General features: G+C 58.8%; 16 protein-coding genes. 11 read left to right on the top strand and 5 right to left on the bottom strand.

What is annotated here, in order from left to right:
• Positions 1–137 precede the first annotated feature (137 nt).
• From guaB to M0D65_RS11310, 5 genes are all read left to right on the top strand, one after another.
• Positions 138–1,598, top strand: a complete 1,461-nt coding sequence (gene guaB, locus M0D65_RS11330; RefSeq protein ID WP_096716629.1) for an IMP dehydrogenase — start codon at positions 138–140, stop codon at positions 1,596–1,598.
• 6 nt (positions 1,599–1,604) lie between these two features.
• The gene (locus M0D65_RS11325; RefSeq protein ID WP_266252755.1) at positions 1,605–2,303 is read left to right on the top strand and encodes a hypothetical protein; all 699 of its coding nucleotides are present in this window, start codon (positions 1,605–1,607) and stop codon (positions 2,301–2,303) included.
• A gap of 191 nt (positions 2,304–2,494) precedes the next feature.
• Positions 2,495–4,078 carry a glutamine-hydrolyzing GMP synthase gene (gene guaA, locus M0D65_RS11320; RefSeq protein ID WP_266252754.1) on the top strand — a complete coding sequence of 528 codons (1,584 nt, stop codon included), beginning with the start codon at positions 2,495–2,497 and terminating at the stop codon, positions 4,076–4,078.
• Between the two features lie 228 nt (positions 4,079–4,306).
• Positions 4,307–4,651: a helix-turn-helix domain-containing protein gene (locus tag M0D65_RS11315; RefSeq protein ID WP_091013769.1), complete on the top strand. Its 345-nt coding sequence runs from the start codon at positions 4,307–4,309 to the stop codon at positions 4,649–4,651.
• Complete coding sequence (locus M0D65_RS11310; RefSeq protein WP_266252753.1) at positions 4,638–5,921, top strand: type II toxin-antitoxin system HipA family toxin; 1,284 nt, start codon at positions 4,638–4,640, stop codon at positions 5,919–5,921. The genes M0D65_RS11315 and M0D65_RS11310 overlap by 14 nt, the downstream gene beginning before the upstream one ends.
• A 90-nt stretch (positions 5,922–6,011) precedes the next feature.
• Here the strand turns inward: M0D65_RS11310 and M0D65_RS11305 are convergent, their stop codons facing one another.
• From M0D65_RS11305 to M0D65_RS11290, 4 genes are all read right to left on the bottom strand, one after another.
• Entirely contained in the window at positions 6,012–6,992 is a 981-nt protein-coding gene (locus M0D65_RS11305) for an STM3941 family protein (protein ID WP_266252752.1), read from the bottom strand.
• A gap of 150 nt (positions 6,993–7,142) precedes the next feature.
• Positions 7,143–8,183 (bottom strand): LacI family DNA-binding transcriptional regulator, encoded by a 1,041-nt coding sequence (locus M0D65_RS11300; protein WP_266252751.1) that lies wholly within the window; start codon positions 8,181–8,183, stop codon positions 7,143–7,145.
• 39 nt (positions 8,184–8,222) lie between these two features.
• Positions 8,223–8,999, bottom strand: a complete 777-nt coding sequence (locus M0D65_RS11295) for a DeoR/GlpR family DNA-binding transcription regulator (RefSeq protein WP_266252750.1) — start codon at positions 8,997–8,999, stop codon at positions 8,223–8,225.
• Between the two features lie 90 nt (positions 9,000–9,089).
• The gene (locus tag M0D65_RS11290) at positions 9,090–9,593 is read right to left on the bottom strand and encodes a MarR family winged helix-turn-helix transcriptional regulator (protein ID WP_266252749.1); all 504 of its coding nucleotides are present in this window, start codon (positions 9,591–9,593) and stop codon (positions 9,090–9,092) included.
• 267 nt (positions 9,594–9,860) lie between these two features.
• Here M0D65_RS11290 and M0D65_RS11285 point away from each other — a divergent pair, with 267 nt between their 5' ends.
• The 4 genes from M0D65_RS11285 to M0D65_RS11270 all read left to right on the top strand — a co-directional run bounded on the left by M0D65_RS11285 (position 9,861) and on the right by M0D65_RS11270 (position 13,681).
• Complete coding sequence (locus M0D65_RS11285; protein WP_266252748.1) at positions 9,861–10,295, top strand: DoxX family protein; 435 nt, start codon at positions 9,861–9,863, stop codon at positions 10,293–10,295.
• 78 nt (positions 10,296–10,373) lie between these two features.
• On the top strand, positions 10,374–10,865 hold the full coding sequence (locus tag M0D65_RS11280; RefSeq protein WP_266252746.1) for a RidA family protein: 492 nt from the start codon (positions 10,374–10,376) through the stop codon (positions 10,863–10,865).
• A gap of 117 nt (positions 10,866–10,982) precedes the next feature.
• Positions 10,983–11,444, top strand: coding sequence for a (2Fe-2S)-binding protein (locus tag M0D65_RS11275; RefSeq protein WP_266252745.1), 462 nt, complete (start codon positions 10,983–10,985; stop codon positions 11,442–11,444).
• Positions 11,441–13,681 carry a molybdopterin cofactor-binding domain-containing protein gene (locus M0D65_RS11270; RefSeq protein ID WP_266252743.1) on the top strand — a complete coding sequence of 747 codons (2,241 nt, stop codon included), beginning with the start codon at positions 11,441–11,443 and terminating at the stop codon, positions 13,679–13,681. Before M0D65_RS11275 ends, M0D65_RS11270 begins: the two co-directional genes overlap by 4 nt.
• 20 nt (positions 13,682–13,701) lie before the next feature.
• Here M0D65_RS11270 and M0D65_RS11265 read toward each other — a convergent pair whose 3' ends face one another.
• Entirely contained in the window at positions 13,702–14,610 is a 909-nt protein-coding gene (locus M0D65_RS11265; RefSeq protein WP_266252742.1) for a LysR family transcriptional regulator, read from the bottom strand.
• A gap of 160 nt (positions 14,611–14,770) precedes the next feature.
• On the opposite strand from M0D65_RS11265, the gene M0D65_RS11260 reads away from it, so the two are divergent.
• Positions 14,771–16,060, top strand: a complete 1,290-nt coding sequence (locus M0D65_RS11260) for an aspartate aminotransferase family protein (protein ID WP_266252740.1) — start codon at positions 14,771–14,773, stop codon at positions 16,058–16,060.
• Positions 16,057–16,650 (top strand): amino acid permease, encoded by a 594-nt coding sequence (locus tag M0D65_RS11255; RefSeq protein ID WP_266252738.1) that lies wholly within the window; start codon positions 16,057–16,059, stop codon positions 16,648–16,650. The genes M0D65_RS11260 and M0D65_RS11255 overlap by 4 nt, the downstream gene beginning before the upstream one ends.
• The last annotated feature ends 4 nt before the right edge of the window (positions 16,651–16,654 follow it).

Genomic DNA, 16,654 nt, shown 5'->3' with positions numbered 1-16,654 from the left:
TGGCCGCGAACGGAGAAGCGAAATCGGAGCGTTGCGCACGAGCAAAAAAAGCCGGGAAAATCGCTAAGCTGCTGTTCGTGCAGTGAAAACCAGGGAGGTATCGCGTATAATCCACTTTTGCGCCTATAGGATTTGCCATGCGTCTGATCCAAAAAGCACTCACGTTCGATGACGTGCTCCTCGTCCCGGCCTTCTCCGATGTTCTGCCGCGCGACACCAGCCTCAAAACCCGGCTGACCCGCAACATCTCCCTGAATATGCCGCTGGTATCCGCCGCCATGGATACGGTCACCGAAGCCCGTCTTGCCATTGCAATGGCGCAAATGGGCGGCGTCGGCATCATCCACAAGAATCTGACGCCCGCCGAGCAGGCTCGCGAAGTGGCGAAGGTGAAGCGCTTCGAATCGGGTGTCGTGCGCGATCCGATCACCGTGCCGCCGCAAATGAAGGTGCGCGACGTGATTGCGCTGTCGCAGCAACATGGCATCTCGGGCTTCCCGGTCGTGGAAGGCGCGCAACTCATCGGTATCGTCACCAACCGCGATCTGCGTTTCGAAACCCGCCTCGACGAGCCGGTCCGCACGATCATGACGCCGCGCGATCGCCTCGTTACTGTCAAGGAAGGCACGCCGCTCGCCGAAGCGAAAGCGCTGATGCATAGCCACCGGCTCGAACGCGTGCTGGTTATCAACGACGCATTCGAACTGCGCGGCCTGATGACCGTCAAGGACATTACCAAGCAGACCGAACACCCGGACGCCTGCAAGGACGAACATGGCAAGCTGCGCGCGGGCGCCGCAGTCGGTGTCGGTGAAGACAACGAAGAGCGCGTGTCGCTGCTGGTGCAGGCCGGCGTGGACGTGATCGTCGTCGATACCGCGCATGGACATAGCAAGGGCGTGCTCGAGCGCGTTCGCTGGGTGAAGAAGAATTTCCCGCACGTGGAAGTGATCGGCGGCAACATCGCGACTGCCGATGCGGCCAAGGCGCTCGTCGAATACGGCGCGGACGGCGTGAAGGTCGGTATCGGCCCAGGCTCGATCTGCACGACGCGGATCGTTGCCGGTGTGGGCGTTCCGCAGATCAGCGCGATTGCCAACGTGTCCGAAGCGCTGAAGGGTTCGGGCGTGCCGGTCGTCGCGGACGGCGGCGTGCGTTTCTCGGGCGACGTGAGCAAGGCGCTTGCCGCGGGCGCGAACTCGGTGATGATGGGCAGCATGTTCGCAGGCACCGAAGAATCGCCTGGCGACGTGTTCCTGTATCAGGGTCGTCAGTACAAGTCGTATCGCGGTATGGGTTCGGTTGGCGCGATGAAGGACGGCGCCGCGGACCGCTACTTCCAGGACAACTCGGCGAACATCGACAAGCTCGTGCCGGAAGGTATCGAAGGCCGCGTTGCGTACAAGGGTTCGGTTGGCGCGATCCTGTTCCAGCTGATCGGCGGCGTGCGCGCGAGCATGGGTTACTGCGGTTGCCGCACGATCGACGAGTTGCACGACAAGGCCGAGTTTGTCCAGATCACCGCGGCCGGCATGCGCGAGTCGCACGTGCACGACGTGCAGATCACGAAGGAAGCGCCCAACTACCACGTGGACTAACCGCCGATGAAAGCCTTGCTGCGCGTTGTACTGATCGTCGATGCCTTGTTGCTGCTCGCGTTCGGGTTGCTCTTCCTGCTCACGCCATGGGCGTCGCTGTACAACGCGATGCAACTGGTCCAGGTGCAGCCCGCGCTGATTGGGCAGGCGTTCGGTATCGCGCTGATCGGTCTCGCGTGGCTGGCGCTGCATGCATCGATTGACGGTGCGCTCACTACCACGGCGGCGCGTGTCGTCGGACATGTGAACTGGCTTACCGGTGTGTTGATGCTGGTCTGGCTGCTCGGTTTGCGTACGCCGTCGTTGACGGGCTTTGGGCAACTGGTTTCGGTGCTTGCTGGAGCGGTGCTGCTGATTATCGGGCTTGGCGGTGTGCGACTGGCGGGTGCCGTGCGACGACGTGACCGCACACGGGGCGCTGAAACGGCGGCTGCGGCGCGCGCCGACAAGCAGGCCGCGAAAGCGCGCAGTACCGATCGCTCGGGTTCAGGCTATGGCACGCAACCTGCCGCCGAACCTGCTTTGCCGGTGGCTTCGGCCGCTCCCGCAGCAGGCCAGCGTGTTGAACCGGATCTCGCTGCCGCATCGCGGCCCAGCGTGTATTCCAGTACCGGCGCCAGTACTGGCGGCGAAGCCGGCACGAGCGGCACGCGCGATGCAACCGCCGAGGCGGCTAGCCCGCCGCGGCCTCCATTCCATGGCTGACGCGCGCTGCCCGATACCGTTCGCTAAAGCTCCCGTATTCCGTCTGCGTGCGCCGTTTGCGTCACTGCTTGTGCCACGCACTCCCGGCGAGCAGACCACAACCCACATTGCCGGTTCGCAGCCGGCATCCAGATTAACGCCGCGCGCTGCGCGGCTTTCCGTATCCTCTCACTCTTATTTCGTCCGCTGCCATGCATGACAAGATCCTGATCCTCGACTTCGGCTCGCAAGTCACCCAACTGATCGCGCGTCGCATCCGCGAAGCGCATGTGTATTCGGAGATTCATCCGTACGACGTCGACGACGCGTTCATCCGCGAGTTCAAGCCGAAGGGCGTGATTCTCTCCGGCGGTCCTAGCTCGGTCACCGACACCGATACGCCACGTGCACCGCAAGCGGTGTTCGAACTGGGCGTGCCGGTGCTTGGTATCTGCTACGGCATGCAGACGATGGCCGAACAGCTCGGCGGTAAGGTCGATAACGGCCACCTGCGCGAATTCGGCTACGCGGAAGTGCGGGCCCGCAATCACACAAGTTTTCTCGACGGCATCGAGGATTTCCGCACGGCGGAAGGCCACGGCATGTTGAAGGTGTGGATGAGCCACGGCGACAAGGTGCTCGACATGCCGCCGGGCTTCCAGCTGATGGCTTCCACCGAATCGTGTCCGATCGCGGCGATGGCCGACGAGACCCGTCACTTCTACGGCGTGCAATGGCACCCTGAAGTCACGCACACGGCGCAGGGCCGCGCGATGCTCGAACGCTTCGTGCTGAAGATCTGCGGTGCGCAACCCGACTGGGAGATGGGCCATTACGTCGACGAGGCGGTCGCGAAGATTCGCGAGCAGGTTGGCAGCGAGCACGTCATTCTGGGGCTCTCGGGCGGCGTGGATTCGTCGGTGGCGGCGGCGCTGTTGCATCGCGCGATCGGCGACCAGCTCACGTGCGTATTTGTCGATCACGGATTGCTGCGTCTGAACGAAGCCGAGCAGGTGATGGCGACTTTCGCCGACCATCTCGGCGTGAAAGTGATTCATGTCGATGCGAGCGGCCCGTTTCTGTCGAAGCTCGCCGGCGTTACCGACCCGGAAGCGAAGCGCAAGATCATCGGTGCTGAATTCGTCGAAGTGTTCCAGGCGGAAGCTGGCAAGCTCACCGACGCGAAGTGGCTTGCGCAAGGCACGATTTACCCGGACGTGATCGAATCGGCGGGTAAGGGCAAGAAGGCAACGCAGACGATCAAGAGCCATCACAACGTCGGTGGTTTGCCTGAGACGTTGAACCTGAAGCTGCTCGAGCCGCTGCGCGAACTGTTCAAGGACGAAGTGCGCGAACTGGGCGTGAAGCTCGGTCTGCCGCCGGAGATGGTGTATCGCCATCCGTTCCCGGGGCCGGGTCTCGGTGTGCGGATTCTCGGCGAAGTGAAACGCGACTTCGCGGATCTGCTGCGTCGTGCGGATGCGATCTTTATCGAAACGCTGCGTACGACGATCGATGAAGCCACCGGCAAGTCCTGGTACGAATTGACGAGCCAGGCGTTTGCGGTTTTCTTGCCGGTGAAGAGCGTCGGTGTGATGGGCGATGGGCGGACTTATGAATATGTCGTTGCGCTGCGCGCGGTACAGACGCTCGATTTCATGACCGCGCAGTGGGCGCATCTGCCGCATGAACTGCTTGGGCGGGTGTCGAACCGGATTATTAATGAGGTTCGGGGGATTAATCGGGTGGTGTACGACATTTCGGGGAAGCCGCCGGCGACGATTGAGTGGGAGTGAGGGGCGAGAAATCCGCATATAAGTCAATATTCGTGCGGGTTTGTGGACAGGCACACGTCTTTTGACGGGTGACGGCATTTGCCTCTTTCAGGAGAGCGTAGATCAATTTGGGACTGTTGAAACCGTTTTTAGGGAATTTTTGAACGGATTCAGCCTTTGCTCCTTGACTTCGGTCCATCAAAAAAGAATACTGAAACCGTTCCTATGTGAATTCCGGATGGTTTCGGCATGCCTCGTCCACTTCAATTGAATCAGACCGCCCCGTTCGCTGTGAAGGACGGGGCCCAACGCATCGGCGAGCGGCTGGCGACGGCTCGCAAACGCCGCCGGCTGACCCTGCGCGAGCTGGCCGCCAAGGCGGGCATCAGTTACGACACCGCGCGCGCTGTGGAGTCGGGTAACCTGCAAACCGGCCTGGGGGCCTACCTGGCCATGCTGTGGGCGATGGGTCTGGAATCTGAGATCCAGGCGTTTGCCGACTCTGAGCGCGACGAGGAAGGCAAGCAACTGGAGCTCACGCGCTTGCCGCAGCGGATTCGCCATCGCAAGGAGCAATTCGATGGCGACTTCTGACCAGCGCGCCTACGTTTACCTCCAGCTACCGCAGTCAATGGAGGTCGTGACGGCGGGGTTCTACGAGCTGGACTTCCCGCAAGGGGTGCCTACAGGGTCGTTTGTCTACAACCCGGCTTACCTGCAGCGCGCCGATGCTGTCCCGCTGGATCCGTATGAACTGCCCTTGGCGCCGCGCCGCGTGCAGACGGTGAAACTCAAGGGCATCTTCGGCCCTTTGCGCGATGCGTCACCCGACGCCTGGGGTCGCCGCATCATCGAAAAGCACACCGAACGCACTGATCTCACCGAGGTCGACTACCTGCTGCACTCGCCGGAAGACCGCGCAGGGGCCCTGTCCTTCGGGCGTGACAAGGTACCCCCTGCGCTGATCCGCAAGTTCAATCAGGTCGTCCAGCTGGAGGCCTTGCTCACAGCGGCCGAGCAGTTCATGGAAGACGATGCTGCAGGCAAACCGGATGTGCCGGAGCAGATGTTCGAACTCCTGCAACCCGGCACCTCGATGGGCGGAGCACGGCCGAAGAACGTGGTCGAAGATACCGAGGGCCTATGGCTCGCCAAGTTTCCGGACAGGAGCGACAGGTGGAACAATGCGCGTGTCGAAGGTGCGATGCTCACGCTGGCACAGGAGTGCGGCCTGCGCGTTGCCAGGCATCGCATCGAAAACGTCGCCGGCAAGGCCGTGCTGCTCGTGCAGCGCTTCGACCGCACGCTTACCGCTGATGGGTACTTGCGCCATCGCATGATCAGTGGCCTGACCGCGCTAGGCGCCGAAGACTCGCATGGGGACCGGGCCAGGTGGTCGTACCTGGTGCTCGCCGATGAGCTGCGGCGGCGAAGTGCACGCCCAGCCCAGGATCTTGAAGAGTTGTTCCGGCGTATGGTGTTCAACGCGCTCATCTCCAACACCGACGACCATCCCCGCAACCATGCATTGATCGCGCCGACGGACAAGTGGGAGCTGTCGCCGGCATACGACCTGACGCCCAACCCGCTGACCAGCATCGAGAAGCGCGACCTTGCGATGACCTGCGGGATCTACAACCGCTATGCAAACCGTACCAATCTGCTCTCGCAACATGGGCAGTTCAAACTCTCACTCGAACGCGCGAGAGCGATCGTCGACCAGATTCAGCAGGTTGTGATTGCACGATGGCATGCAATCCTGCGCCAGCAGGGTGTGACTCCTGCGGAGTGCGACAAGCTGAACGGTGCATTCAACTACCCGGGCTTCGAGTTGGACCCTGCGGTGGTGCTGGCGGGTCAGTAGGCGTGTCGGTGGACTTTGGTGGCGCGCTGTGAAGTTATTTAAAACCTGTGCGAGGCAGGCCATAGTCCTGGCTTGCACAGGTTTTCGCTTCTAGCCCGAACGCGTACTCTCACACTTCCTTTCAGCCTCATCTCTCCAGCCTGGGTCGATACGATCATGCTGGACGAACCACTCCTTGAAATCGACATAGCCCCAGGTGCACGGGTCCGCTTGCTTCGAAGTGCTCCTGTCGTGCCCGGCGTGGCGCTCATACGATTCAAGCTGGGGCCAGTCGGCGCCATGCAGTACCAGCGCGACTTTTGCCGCGAGCGTGCCAAGTACGAGGCCATCCGAGGACCACTCCAGCGCCTTGCTGGACCCGAGATCCATCAGATGCGAGTTGATGCGCGCAGGTAGTCCTTGCGCTTCTTGCAGCAGAGGGCGCACATCGTCGCCGCGCGCGGCGAGAGCACGCTCAAGCCACCTCTGGCTCTGTTCGATCAGAGCCTTCGACGTCGCGTTCAGTTCTTTTGTGCGGCGGATAAAGGAATTATCGTCGTCCGGGTTCTTGCCAACTTGCTGCGCTTGAAGAAAAACATTCATCCGCTTCAAGATCTCTTCAACCGTCACCGACAGCGTGGTTTGCGGAATATTCACGATATAACCGGACATGCGGCGATTCAGTTTCAACACACCGCGCGCGACGGGACCGCACCTTGCCAGATACTTGTCAGGATCGCGCAGCGACACACCAAGAAATGTGTGCTGGGAATTGCGAAAATCTTGCTGAACGACTTTGGCATCCACGATATCGGACCATGGAATAAACCCTAACGCTATGGCTGATGCCCGATCGGTGAGTCCGTCGCTATCGACTACGACGGCGGCCTTCTTCCGTATCAGGCGGGATAACGCGAACCATGCGCAAAGGCCGAAAAAAAGGACGCCCGCCACCGCAAAGATTATTGCGCGGGTGCTCATCGCATCTCGCGAAAATACGATCGACGTGAGACACACGATGACGAAGAGACTCGAGGCGAGCAGCGTGGCGACGAGGCGGATTCGACTTTGGTAAGCAACCAGAGGTGCCAACAGATTCTCCTGGACGTGTCTTCATCGTTGACGAATATACACTCGGGCCAGAGTTGTACCAGAACAAGCGATACCGGGCAGGTGGATAACTTTAGAAGCGGACGCTTCTATATGCCGGGCCCGGCTAGGTCCGCAATATCGACGTCGCGATCAACGGAACCGGCTCGCGATATGTTCGGGAATGTTCTCCGGCGTGACGACAACGACCGATGAAGATTGCGACACAGCTGATCCAGGCAGAAGTTTCTGGAAATGTGTGATGTGCTGGCACGCCGAGCGCATGTCCTGACGTAGTTCGTGATGAAGAATCGCTTGAAGCTTGCCCTCGCGCAGCAGTTGCACATTGTCCCGATCGAGATCGTGTCCGATGAAGCAAACCGGAGATTGCCGTTGCGCTTCGAGTGCTCGAAGAATAGCGATATTTCCTCCCCCCATGGAGTAGACCGCGGCAACGTGGGTCCCGGTGGCGAGCACATTGAGGACGCGCTTTTCCGTGGGCGTGTCGAGGCCGTGTCCGCCACTGGCATCGATCAACGTGAGCTGGGGGTAGCGTGTTCTCAGCGCGCGGCGAAAGCTGATTTCGCGTTCTTCTTCACCTCTGAACCGTTCATCGCTCATGGTGATCAGGATGTGGCCGGGTCCTGGGCCCAACCACTGCGCGACAAGATACGCAGCGGTAGCGCCGGCGACCCGGTTGTCCAGCCCCGCATAAGCGACGCGCCCGGACAGCGGAATGTCGGTGAAGATCGTGATGACCGGAATGCCGCGCTGTTTCAGATCGCCGATTGCTTCTGCAATCTCGGGAACATCGCGTGCTTTCAGGAGGACTCCATGGCTTCCCCGACGTCCAATCGACTGAAGCGCCTCGACGACTTCAGCCGTTGTCATCGTTTCGCGCATCAGGAAACGCGGACGAATGACGACAGGGTGCATCCCGGGTAGTTCGGCTTCGAGTGCCTCCTTGATCTCGTCGGCAAAGCGCGCCGGAGCTTCGACGACGACGTCGATCATGAGCTTGCGTCCCGCGGTGGCCAGTTGCAACTCCTGCTTTTCGAGCTCCTTGATGGCCTGTTCGACGCGTTTGCGCGTGTGGTCGCGGACGTGGATGCGTCCATTGAGCACGCGGTCGACTGTCGCCACCCCGACGCCGGCCTGCAGGGCAATCTCCTTGATAAGAAAGCGGTGCGCCATCTTATGTTTCCCCGGTAATCGCAAACTGCCGCAGCCGCGTCACCGGAACGCGACCAGCACCTGTATTCCGCTGTCGGCGAACGCCTTGACGTGCTTCTTCGGCGCATCCTTTTCGACGATGATCGTTGCGATGGCGTCTACAGAAGCGACGTTGTGCGTAGCCACGCTAATCATCTTCTCCTTGATCACCGCTATCGCTATCGCGCCGCTTCTTGCAAGTACCGCGCGTTTGAATGACGCGTCCTCCAGACTGAAGGCGGTCAAGCCTTCTTGCGGATCGATTGCGCATGCACCGAGAAACGCAAGATCGAACGTCAACCTCTGGATCGCCTCGACTGCAAGAACGCCCACGGTACCGCCAATCGCCTTGTCGATCTGACCGCCCAGCGCGATCAAGGTCACATTGTCCTTCTCTAGAAGAGCGGACGCGATAACCGGAGAATTGGTGACAACGGTGAGGCTGAGATTCGCTGGAATGGCACGCGCGATAGACAGGTTGGTGCTGCCGGTATCGAGAAAAATACACTGGTTGTCAGCGAGCAAAGAGACCGCCGCAACAGCGAGCGCGTCTTTTCGCTCAGGCTCCCGTTCCATTCGATGCTGCAGGTTCCCGCCATTGGGTGGAATCGCGACTGCGCCTCCGTACACCCGCTTGCAAGCGCCTGCTTTTGCGAGGTCGGTCAGATCGCGCCGGATAGTGTGTTCGGATACTTCAAATTCTGCTGCCAGATCGGCGGCAAATACTTTGCCTTTCGACGCGAGCAATGAGCGTATATGACGTTGGCGCTCGTCTGGAAGGGCTTCGTAAGTGAGCATCGTGGATTCCGATGAATGACCCGTAGTGAGCAATAACGAGCATTGTAGGGCAGAAGAACGAGACCATCTAAGACGCGCTAACAAGATCCGTTACAGACTGGAGTCGCTCGACTCCGCGTCGATGTCGAAGGCGGCTGGGGATTCTACGTTGTGAAAGAGCCTGGCTAGCAGCTCACGCAACATTTCGGCCTCTGCCGTGCTAAAGCAGTTCAATGCGACGGTCTCATAACGCTGCGCGAGCGGAACGATTTCACTCGTCAGCTCGGCGCCTTTCCTTGTCAGCGCGAGTTGCACGGCGCGGCCATCGTCACTGCTCTTCTCTCGGGAAACGAGCCCTTGTTCAATCAGCCTGTCCACGATGCGTGAAAGTGCAGACTGATCGACACACGCCCGCGGAACCAGCTCGGAGAGTCGCTGATGAGGCATATGACCGAGCGACGCACACACGCGCCATTCGCTCAGGCTCAGACCGTATGGCTTGAGCGCTCTCGAGAAAGCGTTGCCCATCCGGCTTCCTGCGCGCGCCACGAGGTACGGTACGGCTCGCTCCAGATCATGATCGACCTCGATCTGCGAAGGACGCTGCTTTTTCATTTCCTGGTCGTCTCCACGAAATACATGCGAATGCAAGTATATATCAATGTTCAGTGTGTCGGATAGATCCGTGATAGAGCATGCCACGCGGGAAATTAGCTATATTTCGCATCCATGTGAGCGGGTATACCCTGGTGTATATATATGAATGTTCAAGTATACACTTGGTCCCGGATTGAATGATTTTTCATGTATATGGGCGATGGAAATAAAAACACCCCATGAATCAGGCGATATTCATACATTTAGGAACGCATAGGAAGCGGCATGGAAACAAATGGATTGAAGGTCAATACATCAGGCTCCGACACCTCCCTGGCTGCTGCACGGGTTCTGCTCGCCATTCTCTTTCTGGTTAGCGGGGTCCTGAAAGTGATCGGGTTCGACGGGATGGTGCGCTATGCAACGATCAAACATCTGCCATTTCCCACGCTCAGCATTCTGGTGGCGCTGGCGATCGAAATCGGATGTGGAAGTCTCCTGGCGGTGGGTTACAAGGCTCGCTGGGCAGCGCTGGTATTGATCATTTTTACGCTTCCGACGTCATTCATCTTCCATCCGTTCTGGAGCGTTGACGCGAAGCAGTTCGATGATCAGCTCTATAACTTTCTGAAGAACATATCGATCATCGGTGGCCTTCTTTATGTGGTTGTGGTGGGCCCCGGAGCGGCTTCACTCGATGCGAGACTGAAGAATGGTTGACGAGGCTGATGCGGGGAAGGAGATCGTGTAGAGCCGTAGATCGCAGTACGCGAATCGTAGCTAAACCGGAGCAAGAAAATGAAAAATCTGTCCATAAGTGCGTGTCTGTCGTTCATCCTGATGTCAGCCGGACTCACCCAAAGCTTCGCCGCGGACTACGTCAGCGGTCCATTCGAGAAAAGCCGTGCGTACTCGACAGCCGTTGTCACTGATGGCGGTCACATGGTTTTTCTGGCGGGGGAAGGCGGAAACCGGGATGCGAACGGGAAGGACATATCGAACGATCTGGATGCCCAGATCGAACTGATTTTCTCGAACTTCTCGAAGACGCTCAAGAAAGTAGGCGGTACGAACGCCGATATCACGACGATGACTGTCTTCATCAAGGACGAAAAGGATGGAGATACGTTCGTCAGGTTGAGGAAAAAATATTTTCCCGACGGCAACTACCCTGCGAGCTCTCTGATCACGATCAAGGATCTGGCGCAACCTGGATGGAAGATCGAAATTGAAGGTGTGGCTGTCGTCGGCGATAAGTGCAGGACGGGTCAGTGCGTAAGTGCGAACTGAGCGGCAACTAAGCGACAGCTAAGCGACACGCGGCAGGTCGTCGATCAAGCAACGCCTGACTTCAGGGAAAAGCCGCCGGAAACCCTCGCATTGCACTCACCCATCCGAGAGACAAGCATGCCTCAGACTATCGTTGTAAATGAAGAACCACATGAGGTCGCGTCGAGTCCTGACACACCGTTGCTCTACGTTTTGCGCAATGAGTTGCACCTAAACGGACCCAAATTCGGCTGCGGGCTTGCTCAATGTGGGGCTTGTACGGTGCATCTCGGCAATGCGGCAGTACGTTCTTGTGTGCTTCCTGTGCAGGCGGTTACTCAACCCGTCACGACAGTCGAGGGGCTCGCAAGGCGCGATCCACCGCACCCGTTGATTTCCTCATTCGTGAGACACCAGGCCGCCCAATGCGGGTACTGCATAAGCGGCATGATAATGACGTCGTCGGCTCTGCTCGATAAGACACCTCATGCAACGAGGGATGAGATCGTTGCGGCGCTGGACGGCAACCTTTGTCGATGCGGGACTCATTTCCGCATTCTCGCCGCTGTGGAAGATGCAGCCAAAGAGGGGGCGGTATGACCAGCCGCCGGCAGCTTCTGAAAATGGGCGGTGGTCTCGCCATATCGTTTTCGCTTCCGTTGTTCATGCCACAGTCGATTTCGCCTGCGTATGCGATTACAGGCAACGAAACGGAAGCGCCAAAATCGCAGGACGCGGGACACATAGGCGCATGGCTTTCGATCGCAAGGAATGGCGCAGTTACGTTGTACGCAGGGAAGGTGGAACTTGGCACCGGCGTGCAGACGGCACTCGCACAACTCGTTGCTGAGGAGCTTGACGTATCGGTTGCGAGCGTGACGGTGACAATGGGCGATACTTCCATTGCTATCGATCAGGGAGGGACGTTTGGCAGCATGACGATCAAGAACAGCGCACTACCGGTACGCCGCGCGTGCGCGACGGCCCGGATGTTTCTGGTCAAACAGGCGTCGAACGCGTTGGGGGTGCCGATAAGTCAGTTGAGTACCCGGGACGGATATGTCCGCGTAACCTCAAATCCGCAACACGCGGTTGCATATGGCGATGTGATCCCGCCAACATGGGCGACGCTGCCGGTCGATAAAGAGGCAACGTTAAAGCGAGCATCCGCTTTTGATGTAATTGGCAAGCCGGTTCAGCGGATTGATCTGCCGGAGAAGGTGGCCGGTACTCACGCGTACCTTCAGAATCTACGGCTACCGGGCATGGTGCACGCTCGCGTGATTCATCCGCCGCTCAGTGGCGCAACGTTGATAGACGTGGATCGGAAGAGCGTGACTGATCTGCCGGGATTCATCGCTGTTTTCGTCAAACATAACTTCGTTGCGGTCGTCTGCGAGCAGGAGTTCCAGGCGGTCTCCGCGTCACGGACGCTCGTAGTCAAATGGAAGTTGCCGCAAGACTCGATCGAGAGCTCTGCGATATATGACACGATGCGTGCGGAGCAGGGTGAGACTGAGGAATTGCGTCAAGCTGGCGATGCCAGCCACGCTTTTGACAAGGCGTCGAGGCGCCTGAGCGTCACCTATCGGACACCGTATCAAACTCACGGGTCGATCGGACCTTCCTGTGGGGTCGCAGATGTCAAGAATGACTCTGCGGTTGTATGGTCCGCGACCCAAAGTTCGTTTGGGACACGCGACGCCATAGCTGCCTTGATCAATCTGCCAGCAAGCAAAGTGCGTCTTGTCTGGGTGGAAGGTTCCGGATGCTACGGTCATAACGGCGCGGACGACGCGTCGGCCGAAGCTGCAGTGCTTTCGCAGGCCTTTAAACGCCCCGTCCGTGTGCACTGGATGCGGCATGACGAACACGGTTGGGATCCCAAGGGTCCCGCAATGGAAATTCAGGTTAAAGGCAGTATCGGCGCAACAGGAAGGGTTGATAGCTGGGCATACCTGGTATCCACCCCGACGCACATCTCGCGGCCGTTTGGTAATGCGGGAAACCTGTTGCCGGGCAGAATGCTGGGGCTGTCACCCAAGCCGATTCGCTACGGCGGAGACGATTGTGCAAGAACGCTTTACCATTTTTCTGACGAAAGGGTCGCAGTACGTTGGCTACCCGATGGCGTCCTGCGTCCTTCAGCGATGCGTGGTCTCGGAGCAGTGGCAAATGCATTCGCGAATGAGTCGTTTCTCGATGAGTTAGCCAGCCTTTCTTCGCGCGATCCAGTCGAGTTACGCCTCACGCATCTGAGCGACGCGCGTGCGATCGCAGTTCTTCGAGAGGTGAGAGCGATATCGAACTGGGCTGCGCGGCGTGTCAATACGAACAAGCGTGGTGCCACGGTTCGCGAGGGTGTTGGGGTTGCGCTCGCACAACTTGAGCCTGGTGGAGCTTATGTCGCGATGGTGTGCCAGACTTCGGTGGACACTCACAGTGGCGAGATTCGTGTCACACGTGTGTTTGTCGCACACGACTGCGGTTTGATTGTGAATCCTGACGGGCTACGCAACCAGATACAAGGGGGCGTGGTTCAGGCGCTTAGCCGTTCGCTCAAGGAAGAAGTGCACTTTGACAGTAAAGCAATGCTGTCGCTGGACTGGACGAGTTACCCCATCCTGCGTTTTAGCGAATTACCGTCGGAGATCACGATTTCGTTGTTGAACCGTCCTGATCAGCCGCCGGTCGGTGCAGGTGAGCCGGTCGCGTTGACCGTTGCACCTGCAATCAGTAATGCAGTATTCCATGCGACCGGTGTTCGACTTCGAAAAACACCCTTTACCCCCGTAGAGTTCAAGGCGAACTACCGAATAGAAGACTTGGCTCGCTGAGACACTCGATGACCAACCGCTCAGACGGCTTCGCGTGTACGGTGCTCTTCAGCGACACTCACCGCAATATCAGCAAAATTGCGGGCGGCCTTCGTGGCCGTCTGAGGCAGGGCGACCGCTATGCGGCATGGCGGCATGTCGCGAATGGGAGGGAAAACGACACCCGGCCTCGAATAGAAGAGGGCTGTCGACAACGCAGTGATGCTGATCCCGCGCCCTGATGCGACCGCCTGAAGTTCGCTCTCCACGGTTGCGGCTTCGTGAACGACTTTGGCTCCTCGTCCGCCACGGTAGTCGTCAGCAATCCAGTAATTGCGCCAGATACCCTGGCTGGGCGCCGCGACGATGGGCTCGTCCAGAAGGTCATAAATGCTCAGGTTAGCGGCCTTGGCCAGACGATGAGCCTGAGGCAGGCATGCCACGCACGTTTCTTCGAGCAGGATCTCAAGTTCAACACCCTCGGTGCTCACCGGTGGCCTGAGTATCGCGACATCCATGCCCTCATTGATGCCTGCCTCCGGCTTTGAGAAGTCGAACTCTTTGACCAGCACGCGGACCTCTGGATATTTTTCACCAAAGGCACGCAATACCTCGGGCATCAAGTCAACACCTGTACCTGTCAGGAACCCCACATTGAGTACGCCTCGTATTCCCCGAACATGATCGTCCGCGTTTTCGATGAATTTTTGGGCGTAGTCCAGAATCTTTTTCGCGTCTTTGACCAGTTCTTCACCCGCTTCCGTTAGGGCAACGTTGCGGGTGTTGCGATTGAAAAGGGAGACGCCGAGGGTTCCTTCCAGTTGCCGGATGGTCTGCGAAAGTGTCGGCTGCGACACGTGCAATAGATGCGCGGCCCGAAGGAAGTTGAGCTCGGAGGCGACCGTCACGAAGGCACGCAATTGCCGCAGATCGAATCCAAAGTTATGCATCGAAAACTCCATTGCAGCAGTGCCCCGTAGGTACCGTGCCGTCATTTATTGGTATTTCCAATATATACATCTTTTTTTCGTCATTCTAGCCAGCGTTTACACCTCCTAGCATTCGGTCGAAGGCGCAGTTCTGGCGCCCCGCGAAACAGGAGATAGAGACATGAGTGGGAAAGACGCATTCACAACGGAAGAAGTTGCTGGCCTGAAGTCCTCGGACAAAATCACGCTCGTACGCGCACGGGGATCTCTTGTGTGGGACGACACGGGCAAGGAGTACATCGACTGCACGGCGCAGGCGTGGTCCAACAACCTCGGTGCAAATGACCCACGGGTGGTCGAGGCGGCGATTGCTCAAACCCGCGAGATGATGCACATCCGGCCGAACTTCGACTCACTGCCGCGTCGCGCGCTCGTCAAGAAACTGCAGGAAATCGCCCCCGGGAACCTGAACCAGATCGGCTTTGCGTTGCATGGCAGCCTCGCTGGCGAAATGGCGATGAAGCTCGCCTTCAAGAGTCGTCCGGGTGCACAGAACCTGATCGTCCTGCAGGACGGATACCACGGTCGCTCGCTGGCGACGCTTGGCGCCAGCTGGCCGCATCCGAACAATCCGTTCCTGCCGATCCAGCCGAGATTTACACGTGTTCCGCATCCCTATCCGTATCGCAGCCGCCTCGGAATGGACCCCGAGACGGAATCGCAGTTGTGCCTTGGGCTCCTCGAGGACGCGATCACTAAAGGCGTCGACGGTCCCGTAGCCGCGGTGATGATGGAGCCGATACAGGGAAACGGCGGTCACATAGAATTTCCGCATTCGTATTACAAGGGGGTGCGTGAAATCTGCGATCGCCACGGCGTCCTGTTCATTCTGGACGAGGTTCAGACAGGCTTCGGCCGCATGGGCACGATGTGGGCCGCGGAGTACTACGATGTTTTGCCCGACATCATTGTGTTCGGCAAGGGCGTCGGCGGTGGTTTCCCGCTCGCCGGTATCCTCGCCGATGAACGTCTCACGTGGTTCGATGAAGGAGAAGAGGCACTCACTTTTGGTCACTTCCCCGTATCGCTCGCGGCAGGCGTGGCCACGATTGAAGCCATTCAGGCAGACAACCTTTGCGCGAAAGCAAAGGAATCGGGCGAATATGCAACCCAGCGACTGCTCGAGATGCAGAAGCGCCGCAAGCTGATTGGCGAGGTCCGCTGCCCGGGTCTGATGGTGTCGTTCGAGCTCGTTACCGATCGGGAAAAGAAGACACCTGCACGGCGCGAATCGCAGGAGGTGTATCGGCTCGGCGTTGAGCGTGGCGTGCTGTTCGGCGAAAGTCGCTACGCCGGCCTGGGCAATCTCATCAAGATCAAGCCGCCGCTGGACATCGAGCGTCCTTTGCTTGCGCGTGCCCTTGATGTCCTCGACGAGGTGCTGGGAATGATCGAGGAGAACGTCAAATGAGTGTCCCCTCCACGGCCTACGATGCACGCGCCCCGGAAGTGAGCGATGAGCAGCAGGTAGCCTCCGACGATGCGGATCTCGCGACGCTGGGTTACCAGCAGAAGCTACATCGCACGATGGGATCCTTCACGTCCTTCGCCCTTGCGTTCTCGATGGTTTCGATCAACACAGGGGTGGTCACCCTTTTTTCGGATCCATTCACCCGGGTGGGTGGCGTGGGCATTCTGCTGTGGCTCGTCGTCATTCCGCTGGTGTTCTGCATCGTGATGGTTTATTCGCACCTCGCGGGACGGATTCCACTGACGGGCTATGCCTACCAGTGGTCGAGCCGGCTGGCTGGGAATCACTTCGGCTGGTTCACCGGGTGGGTGGCGTTCATCTCTTTTGCTGCCGGTACGGCTGCGACGTCGGCGGCGATCGGAAGTGTGTTTGCGCCTGAGATATGGCCCAACCCGACGCAGTTGCAGATTCAGCTGTTGAGTATCGGCGCAACGGTTGTCGTCGGTGTCCTGAATGTGTTCGGCATCAGGATCGCAACACGAATGAACGACCTGGGGCATGTATCGAGCTCATCGGCACGGTCGTACTGACGCT

The sequence above is a fragment of the Paraburkholderia sp. CHISQ3 genome, from assembly GCF_030464945.1.
Classification (GTDB): Bacteria; Pseudomonadota; Gammaproteobacteria; order Burkholderiales; family Burkholderiaceae; genus Paraburkholderia; species Paraburkholderia megapolitana.
The sequence above is the reverse complement of the archived record's forward strand: the minus strand, read 5'-3'. Positions and strand labels throughout refer to the sequence as shown.

What these genes read in the sequence shown, in the direction of transcription:
- guaA (WP_266252754.1), top strand. Translation starts at nt 2,495, where the DNA reads ATGCATGACAAGATCCTGATCCTCGACTTCGGCTCGCAAGTCACCCAA.
- M0D65_RS11290 (WP_266252749.1), bottom strand. Translation starts at nt 9,593, where the DNA reads ATGAAAAAGCAGCGTCCTTCGCAGATCGAGGTCGATCATGATCTGGAG.
- M0D65_RS11275 (WP_266252745.1), top strand. Translation starts at nt 10,983, where the DNA reads ATGCCTCAGACTATCGTTGTAAATGAAGAACCACATGAGGTCGCGTCG.
- guaB (WP_096716629.1), top strand. Translation starts at nt 138, where the DNA reads ATGCGTCTGATCCAAAAAGCACTCACGTTCGATGACGTGCTCCTCGTC.
- M0D65_RS11255 (WP_266252738.1), top strand. Translation starts at nt 16,057, where the DNA reads ATGAGTGTCCCCTCCACGGCCTACGATGCACGCGCCCCGGAAGTGAGC.
- M0D65_RS11260 (WP_266252740.1), top strand. Translation starts at nt 14,771, where the DNA reads ATGAGTGGGAAAGACGCATTCACAACGGAAGAAGTTGCTGGCCTGAAG.
- M0D65_RS11280 (WP_266252746.1), top strand. Translation starts at nt 10,374, where the DNA reads ATGAAAAATCTGTCCATAAGTGCGTGTCTGTCGTTCATCCTGATGTCA.
- M0D65_RS11315 (WP_091013769.1), top strand. Translation starts at nt 4,307, where the DNA reads ATGCCTCGTCCACTTCAATTGAATCAGACCGCCCCGTTCGCTGTGAAG.
- M0D65_RS11285 (WP_266252748.1), top strand. Translation starts at nt 9,861, where the DNA reads ATGGAAACAAATGGATTGAAGGTCAATACATCAGGCTCCGACACCTCC.
- M0D65_RS11325 (WP_266252755.1), top strand. Translation starts at nt 1,605, where the DNA reads ATGAAAGCCTTGCTGCGCGTTGTACTGATCGTCGATGCCTTGTTGCTG.
- M0D65_RS11295 (WP_266252750.1), bottom strand. Translation starts at nt 8,999, where the DNA reads ATGCTCACTTACGAAGCCCTTCCAGACGAGCGCCAACGTCATATACGC.
- M0D65_RS11265 (WP_266252742.1), bottom strand. Translation starts at nt 14,610, where the DNA reads ATGCATAACTTTGGATTCGATCTGCGGCAATTGCGTGCCTTCGTGACG.
- M0D65_RS11310 (WP_266252753.1), top strand. Translation starts at nt 4,638, where the DNA reads ATGGCGACTTCTGACCAGCGCGCCTACGTTTACCTCCAGCTACCGCAG.
- M0D65_RS11270 (WP_266252743.1), top strand. Translation starts at nt 11,441, where the DNA reads ATGACCAGCCGCCGGCAGCTTCTGAAAATGGGCGGTGGTCTCGCCATA.
- M0D65_RS11300 (WP_266252751.1), bottom strand. Translation starts at nt 8,183, where the DNA reads ATGGCGCACCGCTTTCTTATCAAGGAGATTGCCCTGCAGGCCGGCGTC.